The sequence below is a fragment of the Brevundimonas aurantiaca genome, from assembly GCF_014199955.1.
Classification (GTDB): domain Bacteria; phylum Pseudomonadota; class Alphaproteobacteria; order Caulobacterales; family Caulobacteraceae; genus Brevundimonas; species Brevundimonas aurantiaca.
Genome location: NZ_JACHOQ010000002.1, coordinates 637,613 through 653,109, shown reverse-complemented (window position 1 = coordinate 653,109; position 15,497 = coordinate 637,613). Strand labels below are relative to the sequence as shown.

Here is a 15,497-nt window from a genome sequence, read left to right as displayed (position 1 = left end):
GGCTGTTCCTTGCGCGGCTTGGGAGCGTTCGAAGGCCTTTCTGACTGCCGGGGCGCGATGAGCCAGACCGATTACGAAATCACGGATGCGGGCGGCGGCGCGGCGAAGCTTCGTCTCGTCGGCGACTGGACGACGACGGCCCTGGGGCGGCTGCCGCAGCGACTGGACAAGGATCTGAACGGGCGGAAGATCGAGAGCCTGGACACCCGCGACCTGGGTCGGTTCGATACGGCCGGCGCCCTGGCCCTGGTGAAGGCTTCGCAGCACGGCGTGCCGAAATCGGCCTGGGCGGACCGACCCGAGGCCGGGCGCATCTACACGATGATCGAGGCGCTGGAGCGCAAGAGCCAGCCGCCGCCGCAGAGACCCAACGCCTTCACCCGCAGCTTCGCCAAGATCGGGCGGGGCGTTGACGACTTCGGTCAGGAGGCCATGTTGTCCTTGGCCTTCCTCGGTCGGTTGATGGCGGCGGTGGTCGAGGCCGCCAAACATCCGGGCGGCATCCGCTGGCCCGCCTGGGTCAGCCAGGGCGAGCGGGCCGGGCTGGACGCCATTCCGATCGTGATGGTGACGAACTTCTTCATCGGCGCGGTGGTGGCTTTCATCGGCGTCGATCTGCTGACCGACTTCGGGGCGCAGGTGTTCGCGGTGCAGCTGATCGGCGTGGCCATGTTCCGCGAGTTCGCCGTGGTGATCGCCTCGGTCCTGCTGGCCGGGCGGTCGGCGTCCGCCTTTGCGGCCGAGATCGGCTCGATGCGGATGAACCAGGAGGTCGACGCCATGCAGGTGATGGGCGTCAATCCGTTCCAGGCCCTGGTGGTGCCGCGCTTGGCGGCCCTGGTGCTGATGCTGCCGCTGCTGACCTTTACGGGCATGATCGGCGGCCTGATCGGCGGGCTGATCGTCTGCTGGAGTTCGCTGAACCTTGGGCCGGCCTTCTTCTTCCAGCGTCTGGTCGAGGACGGCAGCATGGCCCAGCACATGATGGTCGGTCTGGTGAAGGCGCCGGTCTTCGCCCTGGTGATCGCGGCCATCGGCTGCCGCCAGGGCATGTCGGTGGCGGGCGACGTCGAAAGCCTGGGGCGACGAGTGACGGCGGCCGTGGTGCAGGCGATCTTCGCCATCATCCTGCTGGACGCGGTCTTCGCCCTGATCTTCCTGGAGCTGGACATATGACCGACGCTCCCCAAGCCAAGACCGAGACCCTGATCGAGGTGCGCGGTCTGCTGAGCCAATTCGGCGAACGCACCATCCATGAGAATCTGGACCTCGATCTGGAACGCGGCGAGGTGCTGGGCGTGGTCGGCGGGTCCGGGGCGGGCAAGACAGTGCTGCTGAACACCATCATCGGCCTGAAGGAGCCCGAGGGCGGGTCGGTCAAGGTGCTGGGCTATGACCGCGCCACCCTGACCAGCGATGAGGCGGCCGACATCGAGCGCAGGACCGGCATTCTGTTCCAGCAGGGGGCGCTGTTTTCGTCGCTGAGCGTGCTGGAGAACGTCGCCTCCCCCCTGGTCGAACACACCAAACTGCCCAAGGCCGTCATCTATGAGCTGGCCGAGCTGAAGATCGCCATGGTGGGGCTGAAGCCCGAGCACCATCACCTGAAGCCCGCCGAACTGTCGGGCGGGATGAAGAAGCGGGCCGGTCTGGCGCGAGCCCTGGCTCTTGACCCCGAACTGGTCTTTCTGGACGAGCCGACGGCGGGCCTGGACCCGATCGGGGCCGCAGCCTTCGACGAACTGATCCGTCAGCTGTCGGACGACCTGGGGCTGTCCGTCTTCATGATCACACACGACCTCGATAGCCTGTACGCCATCTGCGACAAGGTGGCGGTGTTGGCGGACAAGCGGGTCGTCGAAAAGGCCACGGTGAAAGAGCTGGAAGGCTCCGACCATCCGTGGATCAAGGAATACTTCCTGGGGCCGCGCGGTCGCGCGGCCACAAAGGCGGCTTGAGGAGAGCCAGGTATGGAAAGAGACGCACACTACGCGGCCGTCGGCATCGCCACCGTCGCCCTTCTGGCGGCCCTGGCGGTGTTCACCATCTGGCTGGCCCGGCTGCAGTTCAACAGCGACTATGACCTGTACGACATCGTCTTCTACGGGCCGGTCAACGGCCTGTCGGAAGGGGGCGAGGTGCATTTCAACGGCATCCGCGTGGGCGAGGTGACGGACCTGAATATCGACACCAAGCGCGGCGACCAGGTCATCGCCCGGGTTCGGGTGGACGCCTCGACGCCGGTGCGCGTGACCTCGCGCGCCCAGCTGGAGCCGCAGGGGATCACGGGTCTGAACTATATCCAGATCACTGCGGGTTCGCCCAACAGCGCCCTGCTGAAGGATCAGTATCCGGACAATGTGGTGCCGGTTCTGCAAAGCCAGCCGTCGCCGATCGCGGAACTGCTGAGCGGGTCCGGCACGGTCCTGGCCCAGACGGTGGACGCGCTGAACCGGATCAACCGGGTCATGTCCGACGACAATATCCGCAGCTTCTCGACCAGTGTGAAAAACGTCGAGGCCCTGACGACCGAGCTGGAGGCGCGCAAGGCCATCTTCGCCGAGCTGGAGGAGGCGGTGAAGAACGCCAACGCCACCATACTGGAATACCAGGGGCTGGGCGCCGACATGCGCGCCGTCGTCAATACCGACGGCCGCGAAGCCATCGCCAACATCAACCAGGCCACGGCGGAGGCGCGGGTCGCCATCGCCTCGGCCAATCGCTCGATAACCGGACTGGAGCGGCCGCTGGGCGACTTCGCCACCTCCAGCCTGCCGCAACTGAGCGGAACCATCGAGGAGCTGCAGGAGGCGACGCGCTCGCTGCAGGCCCTGATCGACGACGTCCGCGCCAGCCCGCGCGACTTCATCGGCAAACCGCAATCGAAAGAGCTGGAGGTGCAGCCGTGATCCGTTCCCTGGTCCAACTGGGCGCCGTCGCCGGCGTCGTGGTCTCTCTGAGCGGCTGTTCGCTGCTGTCCACGCCGGACCCGGTGCAACTGTATCGGTTCGGTCTGCCCATGGATGCGCCGTCCGCGGAGGGCGACACGCCGGCGCCCCTGTCGGTGTCGATCCGGCGCATTGAGTTCCCGGAGGCCAGCAGCGACGACCGCATCCTCGGCGTGACGGGCACCGAGACCGCCTATGTCGGCGGGGCGCGCTGGGTGTCGCCGGCTGCGACCCTGTTCGACGACAGTCTGAAGGCGGCCTTCGCCAATCGGGCCGACCAGATCCGGGTGCTGGGCCGACGCGAGCCGGGCACGCCGCCGCTCGTGTTGCAGGTCACGGTGACGACCTTTGAGGTGCGCTACGCCGCGCCGGGGGCGACCCCGGACGTGGTCATCACGGCCAGGGCCCAGCTTCGCTCGACGCCCGAGCGCCGGGACGAGGGCGCCATCCGGCCGGAAGAGGGACGTTCGGTCGAACGGGTCTTCACCGTGACCCAGCCGGCGAGCGAGAACCGGGTCTCGGCCATCGTCGCCGCCTTCGATACGGCGACGCGCGACATCAACACCCAGATCGCCGACTGGACCATCCGCTCGGCGCGCTGAGGGCGGTTCTTCGCCTCAACCGAAGAGCAGCCGGCCGCCCACAGCGCCCGAAACGACCAGGACCGGCGGCGCCCAGCGGCCCTTGGCGAACAGGGCCGCGATCAGGGCGACCAGGAACAGCAGGCCTGCGCCCCACAGGGACGGGGCGCGCTGGGCGGTGGACCACAGCAGCTGGACCGCCGTTGCGGCGATGACGCCGGTCACCGCCGCCGCCACCCCGGCGAGGGCGCGGTGCAGGGGCGGGTGGTCGACCACCGCCTCCAGTCGTTCGAACAGGATCATCGAAAAGGCGAATGCGGGCAGAAACATCCCCGCCGTCACCGCCAGGGCGCCGGTCCAGCCGCCCGCCAGATAGCCGACGAAGGTTCCGAAGATCACCAGGGGGGCGGGCAGGACGCCGGCGACGGCGACCCCGTCCAGGAAGGCGCCGTCCGAGATCCAGCCCCGCCCCACCGTGTCGGCGCGCAGATAGGGAATGGCCGTATAGGCGCCGCCGAAGGTCAACAGGCCGCCCTTCAGTCCCGCCAGGAAGAGGTCCAGGCCTCCCGCCGGCGCGCCCGTCGGTTGGATCAGGGGCGTAGAGAACGCCCCGTCGCCGCGCAGGAAAACGGCCAGAACGACGGCGGCGACGGCGAGGCCTGCGGCGATCCAGGGCCGACCGCCGAAGGCGTAGACCAGACCCCCGGCGACCAGGGGGATCCAGAAGGGGGCGCCGATCAGGCTGGCGGCGCAGGCGAAGGCCGCGACCAGCCACAGCAGCCGATCCTGAAGCGTGTGACGTCCGATCCGCCGCACGGCCCAGACGATCAGGGCCAGGACCACGATCTGCATGCCCAGGAGCGGGCCGGCCCAGGCGGCGCTGTCGGCGACCAGCCGCTGATAGGCCCAGGCCGCCGCCAGCATCAGGAGGAAGCCGGGCGCCATGAAGCCCAGGCCCGCCAGCAGGCCGCCGAGACGGCCCCGCGCCATCATCCCCATGTGGACGCACAGTTCGTGCGCCTCGGGCCCCGGCAGGGCCTGCATGACGGCCAGCAAACGGTTGAAACGGGCGCCGGACATCCAGCGCTCGCGCTCCACCAGGTCGCGACGGATCATGGCGATCTGGGCCACAGGCCCGCCGAAGGCCAGGAGGCCGAAACCGAGGAATTTCAGGAAGAGGGCCGCCAGGGACAGGTGGGGGACCTGGGGTTCCAGTTCATCCACGGCGCTGGCCTCCGGTCTGTCGCGCGGGCCGGGTCAGCCCGCCTTTAGCGCCTCGGAGACCGTATAGACCGCCTCGGTCTTGGCGGCGACCTCGTCCAGGTTGACGCCCTCGGCCAGCTCGATCAGCTCCAGCCCCGCGCCGTCCGGCTTGACGTCGAAGGTCGCCAGGTCGGTGATGATGCGGCTGACCACGCCCGTTCCGGTGAGGGGAAGGGTGCAGGATTTCAGCACCTTGGACTGGCCGTGCTTGTTGGCGTGCTCCATGACCACGACCACGCGCTTGACGCCTGCGACCAGGTCCATGGCGCCGCCCATGCCCTTCACCAGCTTGCCGGGGATCATCCAGTTGGCGATGTCCCCATTCTGGGCCACCTCCATGGCGCCCAGGATGGACAGGTTGATATGGCCGCCGCGGATCATGGCGAAGCTGTCGGCGCTGCTGAAGTAGGACGACTCCGGGATCTCGGTGATCGTCTGTTTCCCGGCGTTGATCAGATCGGGGTCCTCGTCGCCCTCATAGGGGAAGGGGCCCATGCCCAGCATGCCGTTCTCGGACTGGAGGGTCACGGTCATGCCAGCGGGGATGTAATTGGCGACCAGGGTGGGGATGCCGATGCCCAGGTTCACGTAGAAGCCGTCCTGAAGCTCCTGGGCGGCGCGTTCGGCGAGTTGTTCGCGGGTGCGGGGCATTATGCGGTCTCCCGGCTGCGGACGGTGCGCTGTTCGATGCGCTTCTCGGATACGGTCTGGACCAAGCGGTCGACATAGACGCCCGGGGTGTGGATGTGGTCGGGGTCCAGAGAACCGACGGGAACGATCTCCTCGACCTCGACGACCGTGACCTTGCCGGCGGTGGCCATCATCGGGTTGAAGTTGCGGGCGGTCTTGCGGAAGACGAGGTTGCCGCGCTCGTCGGCCTTCCAGGCCTTGACGATGGACAGGTCGGCGACCAGGCCGGTCTCCATGACATAGTCGCGGCCGTTGAAGTTGCGGACTTCCTTGCCCTCGGCGACCAGGGTGCCCACGCCGGTGGCGGTGAAGAAGGCGGGGATGCCGGCGCCGCCGGCGCGGATGCGTTCGGCCAGGGTGCCCTGGGGGTTGAACTCCAGCTCCAGCTCGCCGGCCAGATACTGGCGCTCGAACTCCTTGTTCTCGCCGACGTAGGACGAGATCATCTTGGCGATCTGGCGAGTGCCCAGCAGCTGGCCCAGGCCGAAGCCGTCGACCCCGGCGTTGTTGGAGATGACCGTCAGCCCCTTGACGCCGCTGTCGCGCAGGGCGGCGATCAGGTTCTCGGGGATGCCGCACAGGCCGAAGCCGCCGGACATGACCGTCATGCCGTCGAAGGTCAGACCCTCCAGCGCGGATGTGACGTCAGCGTAGATCTTACCCATCGCTCTCCCTCTTTTCATCGCCTGATGAATATCGGCGTGTTGGGCCACGCCTAACCCGGCGCGGACGACAGGGCAAGCCGGGGATGGTTCGACCGTTCGGCTGTCGGCAAAAAACAGTGTCCGAAGTGTCCGGACTGTCCGATTTGCCCTCGAGACGCGCGACCTTCGGAGAGGTGGGGAAGGGCAATCCAGGCGGCAAGGGCGGCGCAGCATCCGCAAGAGGCCACCGGGCGTATGATTTTCGAAACCGCCGCAACCGCCGATCAGAGCCTCCGATGAACCTGACCAATGTCGCGATCCGTCAGTTTCAGGACGCGCCGTTCCCGGACGTCATCACCCGCCCGGCCATCGACAGCCTGGTGACGGAAGCGCGCAGGCGGCTGGACAAGGACGGCCCGCACGACGAAGCCGCCTTCGCCGCGGAAATGGCCCGGCGCGCCATCGCCGAACACGCCGACGCCGCCAACGCCCAGCACTACGAACTGCCGCCAGAGTTCTTCCGCCTGTGCCTGGGCGAACGGCTGAAATATTCGTGCTGCCTGTATCCGACGGGAGCGGAGACGCTGGACCAGGCCGAGATCGCGGCCCTGCTGGAGACCTGCGCTCACGCCGATCTGTCGGACGGGCAAACCATCCTTGAGATGGGCTGCGGCTGGGGTTCGCTGTCGCTGTGGATGGCCGAGACCTATCCTCGGGCGCGGATCACGGCGGTGTCGAACAGCCACGGCCAGCGGGGTCATATCGAAGCCCAGGCGCGGGCGCGGGGTCTGACCAATCTGACGGTCGTGACCGAGGACATGAACCGTTTCGACACCGACCAGAGGTTCGACCGGATCGTCTCGGTCGAGATGTTCGAGCATATGGCCAACTGGCGCGCCCTGCTGACCAAGGCGAAGTCCTGGTTGAAGCCCGAAGGGCGGATGTTCATCCATGTCTTCACGCACCGCGACGCCCCCTATCGGTTCGATCACACCGACAGCGGCGACTTCATCGCCCAGCATTTCTTCACCGGCGGCATCATGCCCAGTCGCGGCCTGATCCGGCAGTTCCCCGACCTGTTTGCGGTGGAGGAGGAATGGACCTGGAACGGCGGCCATTACGCCCGGACCGCCAATCACTGGCTGGCCAATATGGACCGCAACGCCGCGCGGGTCGCCGTGCTGATGCGCGAGACCTATGGGGCGGACGCCAAGCTTTGGACCCGGCGGTGGCGGCGCTTCTACCTGGCGACCGCCGGTCTGTTCGGCAACGACGGCGGCCGCACCTGGGCGGTCAGCCACTATCGCCTGAAACCGGCCTGAAAACCCGTCTGAGGAGTTTGTCGTGATCAAATATGTCTTCGCCTATCTGGGCGCCGGGATCACCTTCGCGGTGATCGACGCTGTCTGGCTGACCACCATGACCAACCGCTTCTACAAGCCGGTGTTGGGCCCGATCCTGGCCGAGAAGCCGGACATGAAGGCGGCCGTGCTCTTCTATCTGATCTCGATCGCCGGGACGGTCTTCCTCGCCATCGCCCCCGCCTTGAAAGAGGGAAGCTGGACCAAGGCGGCGATCCACGGGGCGGTCCTGGGCTTCGTCGCCTACGCCACCTATGACCTGACCAACCAGGCCACCCTGGCCGCGTGGCAGACCAAGCTGACCGTCGTCGATCTGATGTGGGGCACGGTCCTGACGACGATCTCGGCGACGGGGGGCTATTTCGCCGCGCGCTGGGCCGAGGGGCGGTTCGGCTGAAACTTCCGTTCGCCTGACAAGAGTCAGCCATGGCGCCCGGCGCATGTTAAGCTATAGGTAACCGCTTTACGTCGGAGGGGCGCCCCGCTTTGCGTGTCGGCATAAACGGACTGACCTGGGCGCTGGTCGTCGGGGTGGTGATCGGCCTGGCCCTGACGCCGGACGGGCGCGGCTGGCTGCGTCATCCCACCCTGATGCTGGGCGGATCGGCCGTCGCCTCGGCCAGTCCGCCTGAGAACCGCGCGCCTTCGCCCGAAACCGCCGCACCGCCCGTCGCGCCGACGCCGGCCGTTCAGCCCCTGGTCACGCCCTTGAAGGCGCGACTCGCTGAGGGGCGTCTGAGCGTGGGGGTGTTCGGCGACTCCATGGCCGACGGCTTGTGGGCCGCCCTCTATCGCGATCTCAACCACCAACCCGGCGTGACGGTGACCAAGTTCAGCGAGGTCTCCACCGGTCTGTCGCGCTACGACTATGTGGACATTCAGGCCAAGACCGAGCGCCAGCTGCGCGAGACCCCGGTCGATGCGGCGGTGGTGCTGTTCGGCACGAACGACGCCCAGGGCATCAGCCTGGACGGGGTGATCCACGACTTCGGCACGCCGGGCTGGAAGGCCGCCTACGCCAAGCGGATCGACGACCTGGTCGGCCTGCTGCGCGCCAATGACGTCGCCGTCTATTGGGTCGGCCTGCCCAAGATGAAGCGCACCGGGTTCGACGCCAAGATGGCCGTGATCAATGCGGTGGTGCGCGAGCGGATGACGGCCCTGAACGTGCCCCTGATCGAGACGTCCGCCCTGACGGCGGATGCGGCGGGCGACTACGCCGCCTATCTGCCCGGCCCCAGCGGGCGGCCCCAGCTGATGCGCGCCAATGACGGCATCCACATGAGCATGGCCGGCTATCTTCGGATCGCCGCCCCGGTGGCCGAGCGGTTGAAGCGCGACGCCGGCCTGATCGAGGCGAAGACGGCCTATCCCCGGCTCGACACCCCGCCGACCGGCTGATCATGAGCCTGGGGGCCGTGGGGGCGGCGATACTGATCCTGGCGGGGCAGGCGGACGTGCAGGCCGGAACGGGCGCGGTCGCCTATAGGCCGGTCGCAGCGCCGACGCCGGGCGTGTCTTCGATCTGTCCGGACGGCCTGTGCGGCGAGGCGGCCCTGGAGGGGCTGCTCCAAGCTCTGGAGGCGACGGAGGCCGGCGCGCGCGACCGCCCCGTCCATATCCTGCAGATCGGCGACAGCCATACGGCCGGCGACCGGATCACCGGCGCCGTGCGCGCGCGCTGGCAGGCCCGGTTCGGCGTTGGAGGACGAGGCGTTCTGCCGCCGGGCGTCCCCTACGCCGGCTATGCCCCGATGCAGGTTGAGGTGACGACGACCGATTGGCCGCTGCGTACGGATGTGTTGTCTGGCGGGCGTCTGCCGGTCGGCGTCGGATTCACAGGCAGCGAGGCGGACGTCGCGGACGGCGCGGTGATGACCATCGCGGCCGAAAACAGCGCGGCCTTCGACAAGGTCCAAATCTGCGGAGAGGGTTGGCCGAAGGACGCCGAACTGGCTCTGACGGGTAGCGCGGGCTTGCGGACGATGGTGTTTCCCGGTTCCCGCGACGAAATCTGGCAACCCGTTTGTCAAACCGCGATCTTCGACACGCTCCAGACGCGGCTCGAGATTCGCCCGACGGGCAGGGTGAAGCTCCATGACGTGCGGCTGACGCGACAGGGGCCGGGCGTGGAGCTGTCCAATCTCGGCGTCGTCGGAGGGACCATTCAGGATTTGGTGCTGAGGAACGGCGACTGGACGCGATTGGAGCTGGACGCCTGGCGACCGGACCTGGTCATCATCGCCTTCGGCGTCAATGACGGGTTCGCGCCGAACTTCGACGCCGACGACTATGAGTCCTGGCTGCGCGGAGCCTTGGCGGTCCTGCCTTCGGGGCTGCCTGTACTGATCCTCGGCGCGCCGGAGGGACTGAAGGCCGGAACCGGCGGGCGGTGCGGCGGGCGGGCCGCGCCCGCATCTCTGGCGGTGGTCCGGGACGTGCAGCGTCGCGTCGCGAGCGAGACGGGCGTCGCATTCTGGGACTGGTACGGACGCATGGGAGGCGACTGTTCGGCGGAGCGGCTGGCGACTGCGCCTGAGCCCTATATGCGGCCCGACCGGGTGCATTTCACTTCCCCGGGGGCGGAGTGGATCGGCGGGGTGCTGAGCGACGATCTGCTGGCCGCCTATGACCGCTGGAAGGCGGCGAAGGGGGAGGCGGACTGATGCTGTTTCCGACCCTGGCCTTCGCGGTCTTCTTCCTGTTCGTCTATCTGGTCAGCTGGAGCCTGGATCGAGAGAACGGGCGGCGCAAACTGTTCCTGCTGCTCGCCAGCTGGTTCTTCTACGCCCAGTGGGACTGGCGGTTCGTGGGGCTGCTGATCGTCTCGGCCGTGCTGAACTGGGGCGTGGCGGCCCTGATCGTGCGCAGCGACCGGGCGGGACGGCGCAAACTGTGGGTGGGTCTGGGCGTGGCGGCCAATCTGCTCATCCTGGGCTTCTTCAAGTATTACGGCTTCTTCGTCGAACAGGCTGTTGATCTGCTTGCCCAATTCGGTTGGGAGCGGGACCTGCCCCTGTTGCAGGTGGTGCTGCCGGTGGGGATCAGCTTCTTCACCTTCCAGGGCATCAGCTATGTGGTCGACGTCTATCGCGGCAAGACGGCGCCGGCCGAGAGCCTGCTGGACGTCATGCTGCTGATGAGCTTCTTCCCGCATCTGGTGGCTGGACCCATCGTGCGGGCCTCGGACCTGTTGCCCCAGTTCGCCCGGGTGCCCAGGCTGACGCGCGAGATGGCGACCCATGGGCTGCTGCTGATCGTCTGGGGCCTGTTCAAGAAGGCCGTGATCGCGTCCGAGCTGGCGACGCGGCTGGTGGATCCGGTCTCCTTCGATCCTGCGGCCTATGGGGCAATCGACATAGCGGCGGCGGTCTATGCCTATGCAGTTCAGATCTACTGCGACTTCTCGGCCTATTCGGACATGGCCATCGGCGTCGCGGCCTTGCTGGGCTATTCCTTCCCGCGCAACTTCGACCAGCCGTACCGGGCGGCCTCGATGCAGGCCTTCTGGCGGCGGTGGCACATCAGCCTGTCCAGCTGGCTGCGCGACTATCTGTATGTGCCGCTGGGCGGGGGGCGCAAAGGGCTTTGGTCGTCGTGCATGAATGTGATGATCACCATGCTGCTGGGCGGGTTGTGGCACGGGGCGGCCTGGACCTTCGTGGCCTGGGGCGCCCTGCACGGCGGGGCGCAGGTGGTGGAGCGTTTAGGGCGCGCGTTGGTCAAGGACCGCAAGGTCGTCCCGACCTGGCTGGGGGTTCTGATCACCTTCCACGTCGTCTGTCTGGGCTGGATTCTGTTCCGCGCCGAAACCTTCGATCTGGCGATGCAGATGTTGGTCGGCCTGGGTCGGTTCGAGGGCTTCAGCCTGTTGACGCCCTTTGTGCTGGCGTTGATCGTCGGCGGACTGGCGATGCACGGACTGCCGCCGCGCGCGGTGGAGGGGCTGGCCGAACGGCTGAAGACGGCGCCGTCGCCGACCCTGGGCATCCTCATCGGACTGGCGATCCTTCTGGTCGAGGCGATGCGGCCCGAGGGCGTGGCGCCCTTCATCTATTTCCAGTTCTGAGGCCTTGATCCGACGATGAGCGAGCCGACGGACCCGATCGACCCCTTTCCCACCCGCGCCCAGCCGCCGGTGTCGCCGTTTCCGCCGCTGGAGGAGCCGACGGCCGCCGATCCGCCCAGCGACTGGATCGACGCCGCCGACGCCCATGACTTGCCGACGCGGGAGAACGCCCTGGTCGCCCTCGGTCGTTTCGCCTTTCCCCCCGCCCCGCCGTTGGACGAGGAAGGGGAGGCGGCGCGCGCGCGGCGGTGGACCAGCCAGACCGTGCTGGTCGCCTGCGTCTTCCTGATGATCTTCAACGCGGGATCGGTGCAGAACTGGGCGCGCCAGCAGCCGCCGGGCTGGACTCAGTCAACGATTGATCGACTCGCGACGGTCTGGGTCGAACAACTGGCCCTGCTGGGGGCGGACCAGCCGGTCGAGGGGTTGCGGCAGCTGTGGCGCGAGGCGCAGACGCTGCGGTTCGACGGCGGCCGGGACAAGGCGGCGCCGGACGCCTGAGATCGCGCCGACAGCCAAGGCCGGCGCGATCTTTCGGTGCGGAGCCGGCTTAGTTGACCGTCGCCTTGACGATCTTGCCGGGGCTGCGCGGCGGCTCGCCCTTGGGCAGGGCGTCGACGTGCTCCATGCCGGACTCGACCAGGCCCCAGACGGTGTACTGACGGTCCAGGAAGGTGGCGTCGTCGAAGCAGATGAAGAACTGCGAGTTGGCGCTGTTCGGATCGGCGGTGCGGGCCATGGAACAGACGCCGCGCACGTGCGGCTCGGCCGAGAATTCCTGCTTCAGGTTCGGCTTGTTGGAGCCCGAGGTGCCGGTGCCGGTCGGATCGCCGCCCTGGGCCATGAAGCCGGGGATGACGCGGTGGAAGACGACGCCGTCGTAGAAGCCTTCCTGGGCCAGTTCGGTGATCCGGGCGACGTGGTTCGGGGCCAGGTCGGGGCGCAGCTTGATGACCACGTCGCGGGCTTCGCCGTCTCCGGTGTCCAGGGTGAAGGTCAGGGTGTCGGCCATTTCGGTCGTCCTCTCGGGGTTGATTTGCGGCGGGACATAGCCCGCAACGCCGGTCGGGGCTATGTGGGAACGATGAGTGAAGACGAAAAGCCTCAAGACCGTCGTCGAATGGTGCGGCCGCCCAGCGGCGGAACCGCGGCCGGACGCGGCATGGGCACGAAGATGAAGACGGCCGACACCAAGTCGATGTCGAGCCAGCAGTGGATCAAGCGCCAGCTGTCGGACAAATGGTCGGAACGGGCGCGGGCGGAAGGCTGGCGTTCGCGCGCCGCCTTCAAACTGATCGAGATCGACGACAAGTTCCGGCTGATCAAACGGGGGTCCAAGGTCATCGACCTGGGCGCGGCGCCGGGCGGCTGGGTCCAGGTGGCGCTGAACCGGGGCGCCGGCGCCGTGGCCGGGGTGGACCTGTTGATGATCGAGCCGATCCCCGGCGCGACCCTGCTCCAGGCCGACTTCACCCACCCCGGCGTGGATCAGCAGCTGATCGAAGCCATCGGCGGACAGCCGGACCTGGTTCTGTCGGATATGGCGCACAACACGGTCGGCCACCGCCAGACCGACCACCTGAAGATCATCGCCCTGATCGAAATCGCCGCCGACTTCGCCATCCGCACCCTTCGGCCCGGCGGCGCCTTCGTCTCCAAGAACTTCCAGGGCGGCGACGCCGGGGGCGTTCTGGCGCGACTGCGCGAGGAGTTCGAGACGGTGAAGTACGTCAAGCCGGAGTCCAGTCGGAAGGACAGCGCCGAGGTGTTTCTGGTGGCGTTGAATAAGCGCTAGGCGGCCTTCAGGCCGTCGCGGGTTTACGGGCCGCGCGGCGTTCTTCCATCCGCGACCAGACCCGGTCGTGCAGGGTGAAGAAGACCGTCTGAACCAGGGGCTCGATGACGCCGATGGCCAGGGCGGCGCGGATGTCCTGGGTCAGGGCGAAGGCCACCAGGACGGCGACGGTGAAGTGCATGACGCCATAGGTCACGGTCTTGACCGCCACCTGTTTCAGCGAGCGGGGCAGGGCGTGGCTGTGGCCATGGCCGTGGTTGTCGTGGACGCGGGCCTGTTCCTCGGGCGACATGATGTCGAGCCGAGCGGTGAAGGCCTCGGCCGCCTCTTCGATGTTGGAGGCCATGCGGCGGCGTTCGATCCGGTGCCAGACGCGGTCGTGGATCGAATAGGCGATGGTCTGGAAAAAGGGCTCGACCATGCCCACGGCCAGGGCGATGCGCCAGTCGCGGGTGATGGCGAAGGCCACCAGAATGGCCACCACGAGGTGCATGACCCCGTAGCTGGCGATCTTCAGGGCCAGTTTTCGCGCGGTGCTGAGGATGACGCCGACCATGATGCGAGAATGGTCATTGGGGCGCTGGGTTGCAAACCAATAAAATCTATCACGTCCATAAGCCGCAAGACCCTTGCCGTAGCCCCCCGCATCCCGTTATACGCGGCCCGCAAAACGGAGACTCCCCTATGGAGATACGCGAAGGACTGACCTTCGACGATGTTTTGCTGGAACCCGGTCCGTCCGAGTTCATGCCGGCGATGGTCGATGTCTCGACCCAGCTGACGCGCGGCATCAAACTGAACATCCCGCTGCTGTCGTCCGCCATGGATACGGTGACGGAAAGCCGCCTGGCCATAGCCATGGCCCAGTCCGGCGGCCTGGGCATCCTGCATCGCAACATGACGATCGAGGAGCAGGCCGATCAGGTCCGCGCCGTGAAACGCTATGAGAGCGGCATGGTGGTCAATCCGGTGACGGTGAGCCCCGCGACCACCCTCGGCGAGGTGCGCGAGATCGTTGAGCGCAAGAAGATCACCGGCTTTCCGGTGGTCGATCCCAAGTCGGGCAAGCTGGTCGGCATGCTGACTCACCGGGACATGCGCTTCGAAAGCGATCCGAACGTCACGGCCGCCTCTCTGATGACCACCGGCGACCTGATCACGGTGCGCGAGGGCGCCGGCCGGGACGAGGCGCGCGAACTGCTGCGCACCCGCAAGATCGAGCGGGTCATCGTGGTGGACGAGGATTATCGGGCCGTCGGTCTGATCACGATGAAGGACATCGAGAAGGCCCAGGCCTTCCCCAACGCCGCCAAGGACGAGCAGGGACGCCTGCTGGTCGGCGCCGCCTCGACGGTCGGCGACGCCGGCTTCGAGCGGGCCATGGCCCTTGCTGAAGCCGGATGCGACGTCGTCGTGATCGACACCGCCCACGGGCACTCCGCCTCGGTCGCGGCGGTGGTCGAACGGATCAAGCGCGAGAACAATCGGCTGCAGATCATCGCCGGAAACGTCGCGACCTATGACGCGACGCGGGCCCTGATCGACGCGGGCGCCGATGCGGTGAAGGTCGGGATCGGTCCCGGCTCCATCTGCACCACCCGCATCGTCGCGGGCGTGGGCGTGCCCCAGCTGACGGCCGTGATGGACGCCGCGCGGGCGGCCAAGGGATCGGGCGCCTCGGTGATCGCCGACGGCGGCATCAAGTACTCGGGCGACCTGGCCAAGGCCATCGCAGCCGGCGCGAACGTGGCCATGATGGGCTCGATGTTCGCCGGCACTGACGAGAGCCCCGGCGAGGTCTTCCTGTACCAGGGCCGGTCCTACAAGTCGTACCGCGGCATGGGTTCGGTCGGCGCCATGGCGCGCGGCTCGGCCGACCGCTATTTCCAGAAGGAGGTCTCGTCCGAGAAGCTGGTGCCCGAGGGCATCGAGGGCCAGACGCCTTACAAGGGGCCTATTGGTCCGGTTTTGCACCAGCTCGTCGGCGGGCTTCGCGCCTCCATGGGCTATGTCGGCGCCGGCACGATCCCGGACTTCCAGGACCGCGCCCGCTTCGTGCGCATCACCGGCGCCGGCCTGCGGGAAAGCCACGTCCACGACGTGATGATCACGCGCGAGGCGCCGAACTACAGACAAGGATAAGGCC

Annotated in this window: 17 protein-coding genes; 12 read left to right on the top strand and 5 right to left on the bottom strand. The window is 67.5% G+C overall.

The window, feature by feature from the left end:
* Positions 1 to 57 precede the first annotated feature (57 nt).
* From GGQ93_RS07345 to GGQ93_RS07330, 4 genes are read left to right on the top strand one after another with little or no spacing between them, the layout of a single operon-like run.
* Complete coding sequence (locus GGQ93_RS07345; protein ID WP_152949835.1) at positions 58 to 1,176, top strand: MlaE family ABC transporter permease; 1,119 nt, start codon at positions 58 to 60, stop codon at positions 1,174 to 1,176.
* Positions 1,173 to 1,958, top strand: a complete 786-nt coding sequence (locus GGQ93_RS07340) for an ABC transporter ATP-binding protein (protein ID WP_152949836.1) — start codon at positions 1,173 to 1,175, stop codon at positions 1,956 to 1,958. The genes GGQ93_RS07345 and GGQ93_RS07340 overlap by 4 nt, the downstream gene beginning before the upstream one ends.
* A gap of 12 nt (positions 1,959 to 1,970) precedes the next feature.
* Positions 1,971 to 2,909: an MlaD family protein gene (locus tag GGQ93_RS07335; protein ID WP_054765229.1), complete on the top strand. Its 939-nt coding sequence runs from the start codon at positions 1,971 to 1,973 to the stop codon at positions 2,907 to 2,909.
* Positions 2,906 to 3,550, top strand: a complete 645-nt coding sequence (locus GGQ93_RS07330; protein ID WP_183216029.1) for an ABC-type transport auxiliary lipoprotein family protein — start codon at positions 2,906 to 2,908, stop codon at positions 3,548 to 3,550. Before GGQ93_RS07335 ends, GGQ93_RS07330 begins: the two co-directional genes overlap by 4 nt.
* A gap of 15 nt (positions 3,551 to 3,565) precedes the next feature.
* On the opposite strand, the gene chrA is transcribed toward GGQ93_RS07330, so the two are convergent.
* Genes chrA through GGQ93_RS07315 form a run of 3 tightly spaced genes read right to left on the bottom strand, consistent with a single transcriptional unit; the run spans position 3,566 to position 6,147 of the window.
* The gene (gene chrA, locus GGQ93_RS07325) at positions 3,566 to 4,753 is read right to left on the bottom strand and encodes a chromate efflux transporter (RefSeq protein WP_224764291.1); all 1,188 of its coding nucleotides are present in this window, start codon (positions 4,751 to 4,753) and stop codon (positions 3,566 to 3,568) included.
* Between the two features lie 33 nt (positions 4,754 to 4,786).
* The gene (locus tag GGQ93_RS07320) at positions 4,787 to 5,443 is read right to left on the bottom strand and encodes a 3-oxoacid CoA-transferase subunit B (RefSeq protein ID WP_183216027.1); all 657 of its coding nucleotides are present in this window, start codon (positions 5,441 to 5,443) and stop codon (positions 4,787 to 4,789) included.
* The gene (locus tag GGQ93_RS07315; protein ID WP_182713708.1) at positions 5,443 to 6,147 is read right to left on the bottom strand and encodes a CoA transferase subunit A; all 705 of its coding nucleotides are present in this window, start codon (positions 6,145 to 6,147) and stop codon (positions 5,443 to 5,445) included. Before GGQ93_RS07315 ends, GGQ93_RS07320 begins: the two co-directional genes overlap by 1 nt.
* 275 nt (positions 6,148 to 6,422) lie before the next feature.
* Here GGQ93_RS07315 and GGQ93_RS07310 point away from each other — a divergent pair, with 275 nt between their 5' ends.
* The 6 genes from GGQ93_RS07310 to GGQ93_RS07285 all read left to right on the top strand — a co-directional run bounded on the left by GGQ93_RS07310 (position 6,423) and on the right by GGQ93_RS07285 (position 12,057).
* Entirely contained in the window at positions 6,423 to 7,448 is a 1,026-nt protein-coding gene (locus tag GGQ93_RS07310) for an SAM-dependent methyltransferase (protein WP_183216025.1), read from the top strand.
* A 22-nt stretch (positions 7,449 to 7,470) separates the two neighbouring features.
* Positions 7,471 to 7,884: a DUF2177 family protein gene (locus tag GGQ93_RS07305; RefSeq protein WP_054765234.1), complete on the top strand. Its 414-nt coding sequence runs from the start codon at positions 7,471 to 7,473 to the stop codon at positions 7,882 to 7,884.
* An 89-nt stretch (positions 7,885 to 7,973) separates the two neighbouring features.
* On the top strand, positions 7,974 to 8,888 hold the full coding sequence (locus tag GGQ93_RS07300; protein ID WP_183216023.1) for an SGNH/GDSL hydrolase family protein: 915 nt from the start codon (positions 7,974 to 7,976) through the stop codon (positions 8,886 to 8,888).
* Positions 8,889 to 8,890: 2 nt separating this feature from the next.
* Positions 8,891 to 10,153, top strand: a complete 1,263-nt coding sequence (locus tag GGQ93_RS07295; RefSeq protein ID WP_183216021.1) for a GDSL-type esterase/lipase family protein — start codon at positions 8,891 to 8,893, stop codon at positions 10,151 to 10,153.
* Positions 10,153 to 11,556: an MBOAT family O-acyltransferase gene (locus GGQ93_RS07290; protein ID WP_183216019.1), complete on the top strand. Its 1,404-nt coding sequence runs from the start codon at positions 10,153 to 10,155 to the stop codon at positions 11,554 to 11,556. Before GGQ93_RS07295 ends, GGQ93_RS07290 begins: the two co-directional genes overlap by 1 nt.
* 15 nt (positions 11,557 to 11,571) lie before the next feature.
* Complete coding sequence (locus tag GGQ93_RS07285; RefSeq protein ID WP_054765238.1) at positions 11,572 to 12,057, top strand: hypothetical protein; 486 nt, start codon at positions 11,572 to 11,574, stop codon at positions 12,055 to 12,057.
* Positions 12,058 to 12,106: 49 nt separating this feature from the next.
* Here the strand turns inward: GGQ93_RS07285 and GGQ93_RS07280 are convergent, their stop codons facing one another.
* Positions 12,107 to 12,568, bottom strand: a complete 462-nt coding sequence (locus tag GGQ93_RS07280) for a peptidylprolyl isomerase (protein ID WP_183216017.1) — start codon at positions 12,566 to 12,568, stop codon at positions 12,107 to 12,109.
* A 72-nt stretch (positions 12,569 to 12,640) separates the two neighbouring features.
* Here GGQ93_RS07280 and GGQ93_RS07275 point away from each other — a divergent pair, with 72 nt between their 5' ends.
* Positions 12,641 to 13,351: an RlmE family RNA methyltransferase gene (locus GGQ93_RS07275; protein WP_183216015.1), complete on the top strand. Its 711-nt coding sequence runs from the start codon at positions 12,641 to 12,643 to the stop codon at positions 13,349 to 13,351.
* Positions 13,352 to 13,358: 7 nt separating this feature from the next.
* On the opposite strand, the gene GGQ93_RS07270 is transcribed toward GGQ93_RS07275, so the two are convergent.
* Positions 13,359 to 13,907 carry a DUF2061 domain-containing protein gene (locus GGQ93_RS07270; protein ID WP_183216013.1) on the bottom strand — a complete coding sequence of 183 codons (549 nt, stop codon included), beginning with the start codon at positions 13,905 to 13,907 and terminating at the stop codon, positions 13,359 to 13,361.
* A gap of 128 nt (positions 13,908 to 14,035) precedes the next feature.
* Between GGQ93_RS07270 and guaB the strand changes: the two genes are divergently transcribed.
* On the top strand, positions 14,036 to 15,493 hold the full coding sequence (guaB, locus tag GGQ93_RS07265) for an IMP dehydrogenase (protein WP_183216011.1): 1,458 nt from the start codon (positions 14,036 to 14,038) through the stop codon (positions 15,491 to 15,493).
* Positions 15,494 to 15,497: the final 4 nt, after the last annotated feature.

Bases quoted from the DNA above. Each gene is read 5' to 3' on its own strand.
- GGQ93_RS07310 (WP_183216025.1), top strand. From the start codon at position 6,423: ATGAACCTGACCAATGTCGCGATCCGTCAGTTTCAGGACGCGCCGTTC.
- GGQ93_RS07270 (WP_183216013.1), bottom strand. From the start codon at position 13,907: ATGGTCGGCGTCATCCTCAGCACCGCGCGAAAACTGGCCCTGAAGATC.
- GGQ93_RS07285 (WP_054765238.1), top strand. From the start codon at position 11,572: ATGAGCGAGCCGACGGACCCGATCGACCCCTTTCCCACCCGCGCCCAG.
- GGQ93_RS07290 (WP_183216019.1), top strand. From the start codon at position 10,153: ATGCTGTTTCCGACCCTGGCCTTCGCGGTCTTCTTCCTGTTCGTCTAT.
- GGQ93_RS07280 (WP_183216017.1), bottom strand. From the start codon at position 12,568: ATGGCCGACACCCTGACCTTCACCCTGGACACCGGAGACGGCGAAGCC.
- GGQ93_RS07320 (WP_183216027.1), bottom strand. From the start codon at position 5,443: ATGCCCCGCACCCGCGAACAACTCGCCGAACGCGCCGCCCAGGAGCTT.
- GGQ93_RS07275 (WP_183216015.1), top strand. From the start codon at position 12,641: ATGAGTGAAGACGAAAAGCCTCAAGACCGTCGTCGAATGGTGCGGCCG.
- guaB (WP_183216011.1), top strand. From the start codon at position 14,036: ATGGAGATACGCGAAGGACTGACCTTCGACGATGTTTTGCTGGAACCC.
- GGQ93_RS07315 (WP_182713708.1), bottom strand. From the start codon at position 6,147: ATGGGTAAGATCTACGCTGACGTCACATCCGCGCTGGAGGGTCTGACC.
- GGQ93_RS07295 (WP_183216021.1), top strand. From the start codon at position 8,891: ATGAGCCTGGGGGCCGTGGGGGCGGCGATACTGATCCTGGCGGGGCAG.
- GGQ93_RS07335 (WP_054765229.1), top strand. From the start codon at position 1,971: ATGGAAAGAGACGCACACTACGCGGCCGTCGGCATCGCCACCGTCGCC.
- GGQ93_RS07345 (WP_152949835.1), top strand. From the start codon at position 58: ATGAGCCAGACCGATTACGAAATCACGGATGCGGGCGGCGGCGCGGCG.
- GGQ93_RS07340 (WP_152949836.1), top strand. From the start codon at position 1,173: ATGACCGACGCTCCCCAAGCCAAGACCGAGACCCTGATCGAGGTGCGC.